The sequence below is a fragment of the Agromyces sp. SYSU T00194 genome, assembly GCF_040496035.1.
GTDB classification, from domain to species: Bacteria; Actinomycetota; Actinomycetes; order Actinomycetales; family Microbacteriaceae; genus Agromyces; species Agromyces chitinivorans.
The window spans coordinates 1,573,224-1,588,708 of the sequence record NZ_JBEPJZ010000001.1; the positions used below are offsets into that span (position 1 = coordinate 1,573,224).

Here is a 15,485-nt window from a genome sequence, read left to right on the forward strand (position 1 = left end):
GGGCCTTCAGGCCACCGGGCGTTCGTCGTCTCGGGTCGCGGATGCCGCGGCTACTCCGCCCGGAGCCAGACCGTCGTGTCGCCGGGCAGGATGCCACCGCCGAGCTCGCCCGACGCGAGCAGCACGGCGCCCGCCGGGAGCGCGACCGGCTCGTCGCCCGTGTTCGCCACGACCGTGACGTCGCCGTTGCGGAAGGCCAGCACGGTGGGGGCGGATGCCTCGAGCCACCCGACGCCCCCGGCGCCGAGTCCGTGCGACCGGCGCAGCGACAGCGCCGAACGGTAGAGCTCGAGCGTCGATCCGGCGACGCCGGCCTGGCGGTCGCGCGCGTAGTCGGCCCACAGGTCGGGCTGGGGCAGCCACGAGGCATCCGTCGGCCCGAAGCCGTAGGACGGCGCCTGAGACTCCCAGGGGATCGGCACGCGGCATCCGTCGCGCCCGTACCGCTCGCCCTCGGTGCGGAACCAGGTCGGGTCCTGACGGGCCTCGTCGGGCAGGTGGATGACCTCGGGCAGGCCGAGCTCCTCGCCCTGGTAGACGTAGGCCGAGCCGGGCAGCGCGAGCATGACGGCCGTCGCGGCGCGGGCGCGGCGCAGGCCGAGTTCGCGGTCGGGCAGGCCGGGCGACTTCGGCCCGATGCCGTGGCCCTGGGGGTTGTCGGCGCCGAGTGCGTGCCGGGAGGCATGGCGCACGACGTCGTGGTTCGAGAGCACCCAGGTGCTCGGGGCGCCGACCCCGCCGAACGCGGCGAGCGAGGCGTCGATGACGGTGCGCAGGTCTGCCGCGTCCCAGCCGGTCTCGAGGTAGGCGAAGTTGAAGGCCTGGTGCATCTCGTCGGGGCGCACCCAGTTCGCGATGCGCGTGAGCGGGTCGACCCAGGCCTCGGCGGCGAGGATGCGCTCGCCCGGGTACTCGTCGAGCAGCAGGCGCCAGTCGCGGTAGACCTCGTGCACCCCCTCCTGGCCCCAGTAGGGGGCGGAGCCGGCGTGGTGGTCGGCGACGACGTCATCCGAGTCGTGCTCGCCGGCACCGGTCGCGGCTGCCACGGCGTCGCCGCCGCCCATGCTGCCGCCCTCCGCGGGCGGCGTGTAGTCGGGCAGGCCGTCGGCCTTGATCAGCCCGTGCGCCACATCGACCCGGAACCCGTCGACGCCACGATCGAGCCAGAACCGCAGGATGCGCCGGAACTCCTCGCGCACCTCGGGGTTGGTCCAGTCGAAGTCGGGCTGGCTGGCGTCGAAGAGGTGGAGGTACCACTGGCCGGGCGTGCCGTCGGGCTCGGTGACCCGGGTCCACGCGGGGCCGCCGAAGACCGACTGCCAGTTGTTCGGCGGCTCGGCACCGTTCGCCCCGCGGCCGTCGCGGAACATGTACCGCGCCCGCTCGGGGCTGCCGGCGGGGGCGGCGAGCGCGGCCCGGAACCACTCGTGCTGGTCGGACGAGTGGTTGGGCACGAGGTCGACGATGAGCCGGATGCCGAGGCGGTGCGCCTCGGCCCGCATCGCGTCGAAGTCGGCGAGAGTGCCGAAGATCGGGTCGACGTCGCAGTAGTCGGCGACGTCGTAGCCGGCGTCCTTCTGGGGCGACGTGAAGAACGGCGACAGCCAGATCGCGTCGATGCCGAGGTCGGCGAGCTCGGGCAGGCGCGACGTGATGCCGCGCAGGTCGCCGATGCCGTCGCCGTTCGCGTCGGCGAAGGAGCGCGGGTAGATCTGGTAGATCACCGCGGTGCGCCACCACTCGGGGGTCGGGTCGGATGCCTCGTGGTCGGCGCGCGCCGAACGTGCGGCATCGGTGAGCTGGATCATGGCGCCCACTGTACGGCATGCACCTTTGACCGCAAGCGTTTCCAAGATTCCCTCACCTCCCTTCGGTAACGAACGCGTATCGAAGCGGGAATCACGATTTGCTGGGGAGCGCAACGCGGGTTATAACTGGAAGCGCTTGCATTTCGCGGGCGTTTCCAACGGAAGAACGGCCTTTCGGCACGGTGGACTCGACAGCGGCGGAACCCTGGTTCCGCCACCACCAGGCGACGAGGCCGGATCGAGACGACACCTTGAGAAAGGGACACCGATGAAGGTGAACAAGAAGGGCCTCCTGGCCGGTGGCGCGTTCGCGATCGGCGCGACGCTCGTGCTCGCCGGCTGCGCGGGCGGCGACACCGAGACCGACGACAGCGGCGCGGCCGCCGAGGGCGGTTCGCTGACCGTCTGGGTCGACTCCGAGCGGGTCGACGCCCTGCAGGGCGCAGCAGACGCCTACTCCGAGGAGACCGGCATCACGGTCGAGCTCGTCGGCAAGGACAACAACACCATCAAGGACGACTTCATCCAGCAGGTGCCGACGGGCGAGGGCCCCGACATCACCATGGGTGCGCACGACTGGCTGGGCGAGCTCTCGACCAACGGCGTCGTGGCCCCGCTCGAGCTGGGCGACAGCGCCGCGGGCTACCTGCCCGTCGCGATCGACGCGGCCACCTACGACGGCACCGTCTACATGCTCCCGTACGCGGTCGAGAACATCGCCGTGCTGCGCAACGCCGACATCGTCCCCGAGGCGGTCGGCAGCTTCGACGAGATGATCGCCGCCGGCACGGACGCCGGCCTCGACCAGCCCTTCGTCGTCGAGCAGGGTGCCGAGGGCAACCCGTACCACCTCTACCCGTTCCAGACCGCGTTCGGCGCCCCGGTGTTCGGCAGCGACGAGAACGGCTACGACGCCGACGACCTCCAGCTCGGCAACGCCGGCGGCGAGGAGTTCGCCGCCTGGCTCGCGAGCGAGGGCAAGACCGGCACCGGTGTCTTCAACACCGACATCGACGGCGAGATCGCCAAGCAGTCGTTCCTCGACGGCGAGTCGGCCTTCTGGCTGACCGGCCCGTGGAACGTCGGCAGCGCGCTCGACGCCGGCATCAACGTGGCGATCGACCCGATCCCGAGCCCGACCTCCGACGCGGCCCAGCCGTTCGCGGGCGTCAAGGGCTTCTTCCTCTCCTCGGAGAGCGAGAACAAGGTCGCGGCGAACGACTTCCTCGTGAACTACCTCGGCTCGGAGGACGTGCAGCTCGCGCTGTTCGAGGCCGGCAACATCCTGCCCGCACTGTCGGCCGCCGCCGAGACCGCCTCGAGCGACCCGATCATCGAGGGCTTCGCGACGGTCGGCCAGGACGCCGTGCCGATGCCGGCCATCCCCGCGATGGGCTCGGTCTGGCAGTACTGGGGCATCGCCGAGGCGAGCATCATCAACGGCGAGGACGCGTCCGCGACCTGGACGAAGCTCGCCGAGGACGTGCAGTCGGCGATCGACGGCTAGTTCCGATCCCGCCCGACCGGGGGCGGATGCCACGCGGCATCCGCCCCCGTTCGGGCACCAGACCCACACCGGCATCCGGGGAGATCAGCCACCATGACCATCACGACCGACGAGGGCGTCGACGGCGCACAGCGCGCGTCCGGCACGCCGCCGAAGAAGCCCACGAAGCGGCAGCGACAGGCGGCGAGCATCGCCGACGCGGCATCCGGCGGCATCGGCATGATGCTCGTGAAGATCGTCGCGCTCGGCCTGGTCGACGCGATCGCGCTCTACGCGCTGTTCGTGCTCGCCGTCAACGCCGAGTGGCTGATCGCCGCGATCGTCGCCGTCGTCACGGTGTTCGTGAACTGGGTCTACTTCTCCCGCACGCGCCTCCCGGCGAAGTACCTCACGCCGGGCGTGATCTTCCTCGTCATCTTCCAGATCTTCGTGCTGGTGTACACCAGCTACGTCGGCTTCACGAACTACGGCACGGGCCACAACGGGTCGAAGGACCAGGCCGTGGGCGCCCTCATGAGCTCGGCCCTCGAGCGCGTGCCCGACTCGCCGACCTACCCGGTCACGGTCGTCGACCGGCTGGGCGAGCTCTCGCTCGTCGTCACGGGCCCCAACGGCGGGGTCTTCATCGGCGGCGAGGAGCGCCCGCTCGAGCCGGCCTCGGGTGCGCAGCTGGAGGACGGGGTCGCGGTCGGCGTCGACGGATACACCACCCTCAGCTTCCAGGAGATCGTCGCGCGCACCGCGGAGATCACCGAGCTCGCGGTGCCGTTCTCCGACGACCCGAACGAGGGCGCCCTGCGCACCCCCGACGGGCGCAGCGCCTACCTCTATACCTCCTCGCTCGAGTACGACGAGGTCGCCGGCACCATGACCGACCTCGAGACCGGCACGGTCTACACCGACATCGGCACCGGCGCCTTCACCTCCGATGCGGGGGAGGAGCTGCTGCCGGGCTGGCAGATCACGGTCGGCTTCGACAACTACCTGCGGGCCCTCACCGACACCCGCCTCTCGGGCCCGCTCGCCTACGTCACGACGTGGACGTTCGCGTTCGCGCTCATCTCGGTGGCATCCACCTTCTTCCTGGGCCTGTTCCTCGCGATCGTCTTCAACGACATGCGGATGCGGGGGCGGAAGTTCTACCGCACGGTGCTGATCCTCCCGTACGCGGTGCCGTCGTTCCTGTCGGCGCTGGTGTGGGCCGGAATGATGAACGAGAGCTTCGGCTTCATCAACCAGGTGCTGCTCGGCGGGGCATCCGTGCCCTGGCTGACCGACCCGGTCATGGCCAAGGTGAGCGTGCTGCTGGTGAACCTGTGGCTCGGGTTCCCCTACATGTTCCTCGTCTGCACGGGCGCGCTGCAGTCCATTCCCGACGACGTGGTCGAGGCCGCGACCGTCGACGGCGCGAGGCCGTGGGGCATCTTCCGGCTCATCAAGCTGCCGCTGCTGCTGGTGACGGTCGCGCCGCTGCTGATCGCGTCGTTCGCCTTCAACTTCAACAACTTCAACATCATCTACATGCTGACCAACGGCGGGCCGCGGGACACCGGCGCGCCGATCCCGGTCGGGTACACCGACATCCTCATCACGATGGTCTACAAGGTGGCGTTCACCGGGCAGACGCGTGACTACGGATTGGCGAGCGCGTACTCGATCCTCATCTTCATCGTGGTCGCGGTCATCTCGATCATCGCGTTCCGACGCACCAAGGCACTCGAGGAGCTGAACTGATGAGCGCGCAGCAGACGAGCACGGCGACCCGGGCGATGACGACGCAGACGGGCGGGTCGGATGCCTCCGGCGGTGGCCCGCGCGACACCTCGAGCATCCCGCGGCGGCGCCCCTTCCGCTTCGGCAGGTGGTTCTTCGCGACCGGGTGGCGGCACGTCGTGGGCGTCATCGTCACGGCGTTCGCGCTGCTGCCGCTGCTGTTCGTGTTCTCGGCGTCGCTCAACCCGAAGGGCACGCTGACCGGCTCGAATGCGCTGTTCTCGGCGATCGGGCTCGACAGCTACGCGCGCATCCTCACCGACCCGCAGGTGCCGTACGCGGCCTGGTTCGGCAACACGCTCATCATCGCGAGCATCACGGCGGTGTCGACCGTGTTCCTGGGGGCGCTCGCGGCGTATTCCTTCTCGCGCATGCGGTTCACCGGGCGCCGGTTCGGGCTGATCACGATCGTGGTGATCCAGATGTTCCCCCAGCTGCTCGCGGTGGTCGCGATCTTCCTGCTGATGAGCTGGATCGGCGACCTGTTCCCCGGCATCGGCCTGAACACGCGCATCGGCCTGATCATGGTCTACCTCGGCGGCGCGCTGGGCGTGAACACGTACCTCATGTACGGGTTCTTCAACACGGTGCCGGCCTCGATCGACGAGGCCGCGAAGATCGACGGGGCGGGGCACGCGCGCATCTTCTTCACGATGATCCTGCGGCTGGCCGCGCCCATCCTCGCCGTGGTCGCGCTGCTGTCGTTCATCACCTCGGTCAACGAGTTCGTGGTCGCGAGCGTGCTGCTCATCGACACCGAGAAGCAGACCCTCGCGGTGGGCCTCACGAAGCTCGTGTCGAACCCGCGCTACGCCGACTGGAGCGCGTTCTCGGCCGGTGCCGTGATGGCCGCGCTGCCGGTCGTGGCGCTGTTCCTGTTCCTGCAGAAGTACATCGTGAGCGGGCTGACGGCGGGCAGCGTCAAGTAGCGGGCGCGCCGTCTTCGAGCGCGGGTCGGGGGCACATCGCCTCGGGTCGGCCGCGTCCCGTCGTCAGTCGGAATCGAGTTCCGCGAGCACGCCGGCGAGTCGCTCGGGGAAATCGTGCGGCGTCTGGGCGGGGAGGGCGTCGACGGGCCACCAGCGCACGTCGTCGCTCTCGTCGCTGACGATCGGCGTGGCGTCGCCTGCGGTCGTGAACGCGTAGCCGACGTCCCAGTGCGCCGTGCAGTGGCCGAACCTCGAGCTGAGCTCGTGGCGGTGCAGGTCGACCGGTGACTCGCGCAGGGGCTGGAGCGCGTGGATGCCGCTCTCCTCGCGCGCCTCGCGGAGCGCACCCGCCGCGACGGTGGCGTCCTCGGCTTCGACATGCCCGCCGACCTGCACCCAGAACTGCCCCTTGCGGTGGAAGCAGAGGAGTACGGCGGCGAGGTCGGGCGAGAACACGAACGCGCTCGCGGTGACGTGCTCGCGTCCGCCCTCGCGGCGCACCGCGTCGGCGCCGCCGTCGACGACGAACGCCAGGTAGCGCTCGCGCAGTGCGGCCTGGCCGGGGTCGAGCGGATGCCACGCTGCGAGCGTGCGTTCGAGGTCGTCGGCGAGCCGCGCGAAGTCGTGGTCGGTCACCCCGTGAGCGTACTGGGACTCCGCGTCTGCGAGGGCCCGCCTGTGCGGGCGCCGACCGCGCGAGCGCTCAGAACTGCGGTGCGTTCGGGAGCCGCGATCGTTCCGGCCGCTGCGGCACGGGTGCGCCCTGCTCCGGCGGATCGCTCGTATGGCGGCGCCCGGTGGGGGAGCGCCACTCGATGGAGCCGGGGTCCGGCCCCGGAGCGGAACTCCAGCCGGTTTCGTGTTTCAGGTGGTGGTGCTTCGGGCAGAGCATCGCGAGGTTCGTCGCATCGGTGCGCCCGCCGTGCGCCCAGTCGGCGACGTGGTCGACCTCGCACTGCTCGGCGGCGCGGCCGCACCCGGGGAAGCGGCAGGTCTCGTCGCGCGTGACGAGCGCGGCGCGCAGGTCTGACGGCACCGCGTAGCGGTCGCGGCCGATCGAGAGGCGCGCGCCCGTCTCGGGGTGGGTGAGGATGCGGATGAAGCTCGGCGCCCGCGCGGCGAGCTCGCGTGCGGTGTCCGCGTCGATCGGTCCGGCGCCGTGCAGCTCGCCCGGCTCATCGCCCGCGCCGAGCAGCGTCATGACCGGAACGGTCACGAACACCGTCGGTCGGGTGCGAGCGAACCGGCCGGTGCCGGTGGCGACAGATGTGCCCCGGGCCGCGTCGCCGCGGAGGGCGGCTTCGCCTGGCTGCGCGGATTCACCGGGCTCCGGGGCCTCCGCGCGACCGGTCAGCAGGTCGCTCAGCACGTCGGCGCGCAGCTGCGCCTCGGTGCGCTGCTCGCCCTCGATGCGGGCGAGGCCGGCGGCCGCGGCGCGCACGCGGGCGAACGCCTCGGCCGCCGGCGCCGCGGGCAGTAGCGCGTGCAGCCACGCCATGCCGTCGCGGGCGGGTTCGAGCGACACCGTGCGCTCGTCGGCCGCGCGGCAGGCGCGCTCGGCGATCGAGTCGGGATGCATGCGCTCGCGCAGGCGGCGCGCGCGGGCGTCGAAACGCGCGGGCGTGAGCCGGGCCGCGAGGGGGAGCGCCACCGACTCGAACGCCGGACGGGTCTCGGCGGGCAGGCTCAGTGCGTGGTCGATCAGGCGCTGCGCGTGGCGGTAGGAGATGGTGCCGGAGCCGAGCGATTCGAGCGTCGCGGGCAGGTCGCACACGAGCGACTCGGCCTCGTCGATGAGGCACTCGGCGGTGCGCTCGGGCAGACGCAGCGCACAGGCGACCTCGGCCACGAGCGAACGCCGCTCGAGCTCGCGCACGCGCTGTGCGGGATGCGGAGACCGGCCCGCTGCAGTGGCGGTGGCGTCCGCACACTCCTCGGCGTCGACCGCGAGGTTCGCGAGCACCTGTGCACGCTCCGCCTGCAGCGCGGCGATCTCCGCCTCGATGGCGACGAGCCGGTCGAGCGAACGATCTGCGGTCGGAGCGTCGAACGTGGCGGAGTCGAGAGTGTCGGTTTCGGCACCGGTGGCGGCCCCGGTGTCGGTGTTCGAGTCCGGCGCGTCACCGGCGACGTGCGGCGCCGCCCACGGGAACGGCAGGTCGGGCTGGACCGAGACCGGCGCGCGGTGTGGAGCGGCCGGCTCAGTGGCATCCGCCCGCCCACTCGACGACCAGCCGCACCGGCAGCTCGTAGTGCTCGGCGCGTGAGCGCCTGAGCGACTCCGCAAGCAGCAGCTCGAGCACGGAAACCGTGCGCGCGGCGAACGGCTGGTGCCCTTCGCACCCGGGGCCGCTCGCTTCCTTCATGCCTTCAGTCAAGTGGCACCCACCGACATTCGGACTGTGGCGACCGGTGGCAGTCCCGCCGGCCCGCGACGGCGTCGTGGCCGTGCTCGGGGCAGCACTCAGGGGCATCCGTCGCACCATGCCGACCCCGGTTCGGAGCACGCCTCGAGAGGTGATATCCTCTTCTGGTTGCCGACATCCGGCAGCGCGCCCCGATAGCTCAGTGGTAGAGCACTTCCATGGTAAGGAAGGGGTCGTCAGTTCAATCCTGACTCGGGGCTCGGTTCATTCGCCAGGCGGCGGATGCATCGCGGCGGGGTAGCTCAGGTGGTTAGAGCACACGGCTCATAATCGTGGTGTCGCGGGTTCGAGTCCCGCCCTCGCTACCACAGCAGAATCTCGCGGATCTGCGGCCGTTCAGGCCGAACGCAGACTGCCCTCGAGCGTGATCGTCTCTCCTCACCTCCGGCACGACATCGACCGGCTCGGCGACGCTGGCGACGCGTCCGCCGCGCAGTCTTGGGAGCATCTGAATATCCATGCGTTGCGGATGATCCGCCACGCCGCTTCCAGCCGACGCGACGGAGCGGGTGGCGGTGCTTCTCGTCGGGGCGAGTGGAATCGCATGATCGTCTATCTAGACCATACGATCGTGCTTGGATGCGGCGGCAGGGTCTCGTAGCGTCGATGCCGTGAATCACCAGTTCGAAGGCGAACAGCCTGCCCACGGCGCCCCCAAGCTCGCGACCACCGCCCCTTCGGCGAACCGAGTGCGCATCTCCGCGCCCGGTCCCGTCGGCCGAGCACCTCTGGAGATGGGCGACGCCGACGACGTCGGACAGCGCATCCAGCTCACGACGCGCTACGTCACGATCGACGGGGAACCCTGGGTGCCTGTCATGGGCGAATACCACTTCAGCCGCGATCTCCCCGAGCGCTGGGAGACCGAACTGCGCAAGATGAAGTCCGGCGGCATCAACGTCGTGGCGACCTACCTCATCTGGATCCTCCACGAGGAGATCGAGGGGAGGATCCGCTGGGACGGCCATCGTGACGTGCGCCGTTTCATCGAGACCGCCGATCGCGTGGGCCTCAAGGTCATGCTCCGGATCGGACCGTGGGCGCACGGCGAGGCACGCAACGGCGGCTTCCCCGACTGGCTTCAGGCGCTGCCGATCGCGCACCGGTCGAACGACCCCGCGTACCTGGACCTCGCCCGCCGCTGGTACTCGGCGATCGAGGAGCAGGTCCGAGGCCTGTTCCACAACGCGTCGCACCCCGCCGGCCCGATCGTCGGCGTGCAGGTCGATAACGAGCTCTACGACAACGGGCCGCACCTCGCGACCCTGCGCGACATCGCCGAGGCGACCGGGATGCGCGCCAGCCTCTGGACCGCCACCGGCTGGGGCGGCGCCGAGCTTCCGCGCGGGCGCGTGCTGCCCGTCTACGCGGGGTACTCCGACGGCTTCTGGGAGGAGTCCGACACGGGGTGGCCGGCATTCGGCGTGATGCACTTCACGTACAACACCGTTCGCGACGACCTCACCGTCGGCGCCGACCTGCGCGACGCCCCCGCGGACCTCGACGCCGTCGAGAGCCTCGGCGACGACGACCCGTGGCCGTTCGTGACCTGCGAGCTCGGCGGCGGCATGGCGATCGCGTACCACCGTCGCCCGCTGGTCGACTCGGACGACGTCGCGGCGCTCGCCCTGACGAAGGTGGGCAGCGGCTCCGCCTGGCAGGGCTACTACATGTACCACGGCGGCCACCAGGTGATCGGCGAGCTGTCGGGCACCCAGGAGTCGCACGCGACGGGCTACCCGAACGACATGCCGCGACGCGATTACGACTTCTTCGCTCCGCTGGGAGCCGAGGGGACCGAACGGACGCACTTCCACAAGCTCCGCCAGCAGCACCTGATGCTCGACGCCTTCGGGCGCACGCTCGCGACGGTGCCGGCGACGATCCCCGAGCCGGTCGAGGGCGCTCCGCGCTGGGCCGTGCGCGGCGACGGCGAGCGCGGGTTCCTCTTCGCGAACAACCACCAGCCCGCGCTCGCGGCGCTCCCGGCGCTCGAGGACGTGCAGTTCACGGTCGACTTCGACGAGACGAGTGTCACGATTCCGTGCGCGCCGTTCACCCTGGAGTCGGGCACGTACTTCGCGTGGCCGCTCCGGCAGCGTCTCGGTGCGGTCGACGCCGTCTCCGCGACCGCGCAGCTCGTCACCGAGATCGACGCGGCCGACGGGCGGGTCGTCCTGCTCGCCGAGAGCCCCGGCGCTCCCGTCGAGCTGCAGTTCGAGGGCGTCGACGCGCAGGAGGTCGGCGGCGCCCGGACCTCGCTCGTCGGGGACCTCGTCGTGGCCACGCCACTGGTCGCGCCGGGCCTCGACTGCCGGGTCACGGTGCGCGACACGACGTTCGTGATCCTCGACCCCGCTACGGCGCAGTCCGCCTGGCGCGGCGATGTCGGTGGGCGCGACACGGTCGTGCTGTGGTCCGGGAGCGGCTGGTTCGACGCGGAGGGCTTCGTGCTCGAGTCGCCGCAGGCGGCGACCGCACTCGCGACGATCCCTGCGCTCGCGGAGGGCGCCGACGGCGTAGTCGACGGCGTGTTCACGCGATACGAAGTGCCCGCCTCGGGCGTCGTCGAGCTGGAGGTGCCGCGGTTCGCGGACCCGGTTGTCGCGCCGGTACGGCGCGCCGGTTCGTCCCGGCGGCTCTCGGCCCCGACCGACGAGGACTTCGCCGGCCTCGCCGCGGTCGCGGTGGACGTCCCGTCCGAGGCGCTCGACCGGGTGGACCGGGCCGTGCTGAGCCTCGACTGGACGGGCGACGTGATCCGCGCCTACATCGGCGACACGCTCGTCGCCGACCAGTACTGGTACGGCCGTCCGCTCGAGATCGACCTCGCCCCGTATCGGTCCGAGCTGGCCGAGCACCCGCTGGAACTCAAGGCCTTCGCGTGGTCCCCCGAGGTCGGCGTCTACGTCGACCCGCGCGTTCGGCCGGCCTCGAGCGGACCGACCCTGGAGGTCCGTTCCGCGACGCTGCGCCCCATACGCACGCAGCGCTTCGCCTGACGATCCGACGGGTCCGCGTCATCCCTGCCGATGCGGACCCGTCGGGTCACCCCTTGTGGTGGGCGCGGTACGTCGTCGGGTTCACGCCGTGCACCCGACGGAAGTGCCGTGAGAAGTAGAGCGGATCGACGTACCCGACGGCCGCCGCGATCTCGGTGACCGTGAGCGAGGTCGTGTCGAGCAGCGACCGCGCGCGGGCCATCTTCAGCGACGTGTGGAACGCCCCCGGGCCGCCCCCGGTCGCCTGCCGGAACAGCGCGCTGAGGTGCGACGGGGACATCCCGACGATGGCCGCGAGCTCCGCGACCTGGATGTTGCCGTCGACGCGCGCCTCGAGGTAGCGCATCGCACGCTCGAGCGGTGAACCGTCTGCGGGCAGCACGCTGTCGGCGGCGATGCGGGTGAGCAGGTTCCAGGCGACCCCGGATGCCGCGAGCATCTGCGCCGGCGACAGGCGGCGCTCCAGCAGCGACACCAGTTCGTCGAAGAGCGCGACCACCCGGTCCAGCGACTTCAGCCGGATCACCGGCTGCGACGCGCTGAGGATGGGGCCGGTGAGCTCGGCGGCATCCGTGCCGCGCACATGCAACCACCAGATAGTCCATGGGTCGACGCCTGAGGCCTGATACTCGTGCGGTCGGTGCGCCGGGATCACGATGCTCGCCCCGGGAGCGAGCGAGTAGGTCTCCGCCCCCATCCGGACGACGCCCGCGCCGGCCACGCACAGGATGACGATCGTCTCGTTCGCGCCCGTCGCCCGTATCCGACGATGGCCACCGGCCGCAGGGAAGTAGCCCGCGTCCGTGACCGTCAGGCGACGGGTTCCCGGTCGGTCGAGCGCCGCCTCCACCTGCGGGCGGGGAATGACGCAGAGCCGCTGGTGCTCGAATCCGTCCATTCGGTAGTGCGGCGGCGCTTCGATCAGTGTTTCGTCCATAACCTTCCTCGATCTCACCATACCGCCGTGTCGGCGCTCCTTCTAGCGTCGAGTGATGAGCGTTGCCGCTCGCGAAGTACGCACCCCCGCGCCCGCGCGCGGCCGATCCCATGGAGGTCAGCGATGACCGCTGAACGGACCGACCCCGGTACCGTCATCGACGACGAGACGGACGCTTCCGTCGTCCCCCACGCGAAGTTCGAGCTTCCGGACGCACCCGCCGACCTGCAGGCGGTGATCGCGACGGGCGGAGCCGTCGCCTGGAGCTCGCCCCTGACGGTCCGTACCTACGAGGCGGGCGAGCCGAGTCCGTATCCGATGTACCTCGACCACCGCGTGTACCAGGGGTCCAGCGGCAAGGTCTACCCGATCCCGTTCACGGAGAGCGTCGCCGACGACGCCGTGGATCGCGACTGGCGGGCGATCCACCTCGAGAACGCCTATGTTCGGGTCGTCGTGCTGCCCGAGCTGGGTGGGCGCATCCACGTCGGCTACGACAAGACCACCGGGTACGACTTCTTCTACCGGAACAACGTCATCAAGCCCGCGCTCGTCGGGCTCGCCGGACCGTGGATCAGCGGCGGCGTGGAATTCAACTGGCCCCAGCACCACCGCCCGGCGACCTACCTCCCGGTCGAGACCTCGATCGAGCACGGCGACGACGGCTCGGTCACCGTCTGGTGCCACGACCACGACCCGTTCGCGCGCATGTCCGCGCAGCACGGCGTCCGGCTCCGTCCGAACAGCTCGGTCGTGGAGCTCGCCGTGCGCCTCCACAACCGCACCGAGGACCGCCAGACGTTCCTCTGGTGGGCGAACGTCGCCGCGCGCGTGCACGACGACTACCAGTCGTTCTTCCCCGAGGACGTGCGCTACGTGGCCGATCACGCGCGCCGTGCCCTGACCGCGTTCCCCGAGGCCGATCGCCCGTACTACGGCGTCGACTACCCGGCGCTCGCGGCCGAGGCGCCCGGAGCGAACCGCATCGACTACTACCGGAACATCCCGGTGCCCACCTCGTACATGATCGTGGACTCGCAGGAGGACTTCTTCGGCGGCTACGACCACGCCGCGGGCGCTGGCTTCGTGCACTGGGCCGAGCGTCGCGTCTCGCCCGGCAAGAAGCAGTGGACCTGGGGCGACGCGCCGTTCGGTCATGCCTGGGACGCGCAGCTCACCGACGCCGACGGCCCCTACGTCGAGCTCATGGCAGGCGTCTACACCGACAACCAGCCCGACTTCACCTGGCTCCTGCCCGGCGAGACCAAGGTCTTCACGCAGTACTGGTATCCGATCCCGGCGATGGGCGCGGCGCACCAGGCGACCCCGGACGCCGCGGTGCACGTCGAACGCGACGGCCGCATCTCCGCCACTTTCGCCGTGACCGCGCCCCGGCCCGGCGCCGTGCTGCGCATCCTGCGCGACGAGGACGTCATCGCGACCCGCACCGAGGACCTGGTGCCCGGCGTGCCCGTCGAGCTGGCCGCCGACGGCGTCGAGCACGGGACGCTCGCGGCCGAGCTCCTCGACGACACGGGGCGCGTCCTCGTGCGCTGGGTGCCCAGCGAGGTCGACGACGAGGAGCCCTGGGTCGCCGACGAGCCCCCGCGGCCCGAGGACATCACCTCGGTGGAGGAGCTCTACCTCACCGGGCTGCACCTCAGCCAGTACCGTCACCCGACGCGCTCGCCGCTGCCCTACTGGAACGCCGCCATCGAACGCGACCCGAGCGACGTGCGCACGAACCTCGCGCTGGCCGACCACGCCTACCGCGCGGGCCGTTACCAGGAGACGCTCGATCTCGTGCGGGTCGCCCTGGCGCGCCTGACCCGACGCAACGCCAACCCGCAGGACGCGGAGGCGTTCTACCTGCTCGGTCTCGCCCTGCGGCGGCTGGGCCGGGACGACGAGGCCGAGCAGGCGTTCGGCAAGGCGGGCTGGGACGCCACGTGGGCTCCGGCAGCGGGGCTCGCGCTCGCGCAGTCGCTGAGCGCACGCGACCGCAACCGGGCGGCGCTGCGCGTGCTCGACTCCCTCGACGGCGTCGTCGGGCACGACACGCGGCGCACCGCGCTCCGGGCGATCGTGCTCACGCGGCTCGATCGAGCGGACGAGGCGAACGCGCTCGTGCGGGCGGCGCTGCAGGCCGATCCGCTCGACGCGACGCTGCGCGAGCTCGCCGGCGTCGACGTCGTGACCGACGCCGGGCTGCTGGTCGACGTGGCGCTGGACCTCCGCGCGGCGGGCGACTCCGACGGCGCACTCGCGCTGCTCGCACGCGCCCAGGAGGCGCCCGTGACACCGTCGGGCAACCTCCGTCCGATCGCGCACTACCTCGCCGCGCAGATCCTCGACCGGCTCGGGCGTTCGGCGGATGCCGCCGGGCAGCGTGCCAGGGCTCGCAGCGTCGATCGGACGTGGGCGTTCCCGCATGGCCTCGATGCGCTCGACGCGCTCACGGCTGCGTTGGATGCCGAGCCCGACGACGCGATCGCGCACTCGCTCCTCGGGATGCTGCTCTACGCGCACGGTCGACGCATCGAGGCGAGCCGTCACTGGCGGTCGGCCATCGATGCGGGGTACCGCGACCCGGTGCTGCTGCGCAACGCCGCGCTCGCCGCGTACAACATCGACCACGACGATGCTGCCGCATGGGAGCGCTACGAGCAGGCGGTCGCCTTGGCTCCCGACGACGCCCGCATCCGCTACGAGCAGGACCAGCTCGCCGCGCGACTGGACCACAGCCCGGCGGAGCGCCTGGCTCGCCTGCGCCCGGTCGAGCAGCTCGTCCTGACCCGTGACGACTTCACCATCGCGTACGTGCGACTGCTCGTCGCCGAGGGCGATGCCGCGCGGGCGTACGAGATCCTCGTCGGCCGATCCTTCCACCCGTGGGAGGGCGGCGAGGGCCAGGCGATCGCCGCGTGGGACGAGACGCTGGAGGCGATCGGCCTGCCGCTCAGCGACCCGCCCGCGACGCTCGGCGAGGCGCGCGCGGAGTACGTGCCGCCGGTCGCCCGACGCGACGACGGCGTGACGGACTACTTCGCGACCAGCCTGCCCGAACTGCTGCTGTTCTCGCGCGAGAGCGGCGACGCCTGAC

General features: G+C 71.2%; 10 protein-coding genes and 2 tRNA genes. 7 read left to right on the forward strand and 5 right to left on the reverse strand.

From position 1 onward, the window contains the following. Nucleotides 1-50: 50 nt before the first annotated feature. Complete coding sequence (locus ABZK10_RS07295) at nt 51-1,808, reverse strand: glycoside hydrolase family 13 protein (RefSeq protein WP_353808513.1); 1,758 nt, start codon at nt 1,806-1,808, stop codon at nt 51-53. Between the two features lie 268 nt (nt 1,809-2,076). Between ABZK10_RS07295 and ABZK10_RS07300 the strand changes: the two genes are divergently transcribed. The 3 genes from ABZK10_RS07300 (at nt 2,077) to ABZK10_RS07310 (ending at nt 6,017) form a co-directional block, all read left to right on the forward strand. Beyond that, the gene (locus ABZK10_RS07300; RefSeq protein ID WP_353808514.1) at nt 2,077-3,315 is read left to right on the forward strand and encodes a sugar ABC transporter substrate-binding protein; all 1,239 of its coding nucleotides are present in this window, start codon (nt 2,077-2,079) and stop codon (nt 3,313-3,315) included. 93 nt (nt 3,316-3,408) lie between these two features. Beyond that, nucleotides 3,409-5,049, forward strand: a complete 1,641-nt coding sequence (locus ABZK10_RS07305) for an ABC transporter permease subunit (RefSeq protein WP_353808515.1) — start codon at nt 3,409-3,411, stop codon at nt 5,047-5,049. A gap of 35 nt (nt 5,050-5,084) precedes the next feature. Further along, a complete protein-coding gene (locus tag ABZK10_RS07310; RefSeq protein WP_436408528.1) occupies nt 5,085-6,017 on the forward strand; it encodes a sugar ABC transporter permease in 933 nt (310 codons plus the stop codon). A gap of 63 nt (nt 6,018-6,080) precedes the next feature. Here ABZK10_RS07310 and ABZK10_RS07315 read toward each other — a convergent pair whose 3' ends face one another. The 3 genes from ABZK10_RS07315 to ABZK10_RS07325 form a co-directional block, all read right to left on the reverse strand. Further along, nucleotides 6,081-6,653 carry an NUDIX hydrolase gene (locus ABZK10_RS07315; protein ID WP_353808517.1) on the reverse strand — a complete coding sequence of 191 codons (573 nt, stop codon included), beginning with the start codon at nt 6,651-6,653 and terminating at the stop codon, nt 6,081-6,083. Between the two features lie 67 nt (nt 6,654-6,720). Next, a complete protein-coding gene (locus ABZK10_RS07320) occupies nt 6,721-7,980 on the reverse strand; it encodes an HNH endonuclease signature motif containing protein (RefSeq protein ID WP_353808518.1) in 1,260 nt (419 codons plus the stop codon). Between the two features lie 238 nt (nt 7,981-8,218). Then, nucleotides 8,219-8,383: a hypothetical protein gene (locus ABZK10_RS07325; RefSeq protein ID WP_353808519.1), complete on the reverse strand. Its 165-nt coding sequence runs from the start codon at nt 8,381-8,383 to the stop codon at nt 8,219-8,221. A gap of 188 nt (nt 8,384-8,571) precedes the next feature. Here ABZK10_RS07325 and ABZK10_RS07330 point away from each other — a divergent pair. From ABZK10_RS07330 to ABZK10_RS07340, 3 genes are all read left to right on the forward strand, one after another. Continuing rightward, nucleotides 8,572-8,643 (forward strand) — tRNA-Thr (locus ABZK10_RS07330). Nucleotides 8,644-8,674: 31 nt separating this feature from the next. Next, a tRNA-Met gene (locus ABZK10_RS07335) sits at nt 8,675-8,751 on the forward strand. A 426-nt stretch (nt 8,752-9,177) separates the two neighbouring features. Then, on the forward strand, nt 9,178-11,445 hold the full coding sequence (locus ABZK10_RS07340; RefSeq protein ID WP_353808520.1) for a beta-galactosidase: 2,268 nt from the start codon (nt 9,178-9,180) through the stop codon (nt 11,443-11,445). Between the two features lie 46 nt (nt 11,446-11,491). Here ABZK10_RS07340 and ABZK10_RS07345 read toward each other — a convergent pair whose 3' ends face one another. Next, on the reverse strand, nt 11,492-12,382 hold the full coding sequence (locus ABZK10_RS07345) for a helix-turn-helix domain-containing protein (RefSeq protein ID WP_353808521.1): 891 nt from the start codon (nt 12,380-12,382) through the stop codon (nt 11,492-11,494). Nucleotides 12,383-12,505: 123 nt separating this feature from the next. Between ABZK10_RS07345 and ABZK10_RS07350 the strand changes: the two genes are divergently transcribed. Then, nucleotides 12,506-15,484, forward strand: coding sequence for a DUF5107 domain-containing protein (locus ABZK10_RS07350; RefSeq protein ID WP_353808522.1), 2,979 nt, complete (start codon nt 12,506-12,508; stop codon nt 15,482-15,484). The last annotated feature ends 1 nt before the right edge of the window (nt 15,485 follow it).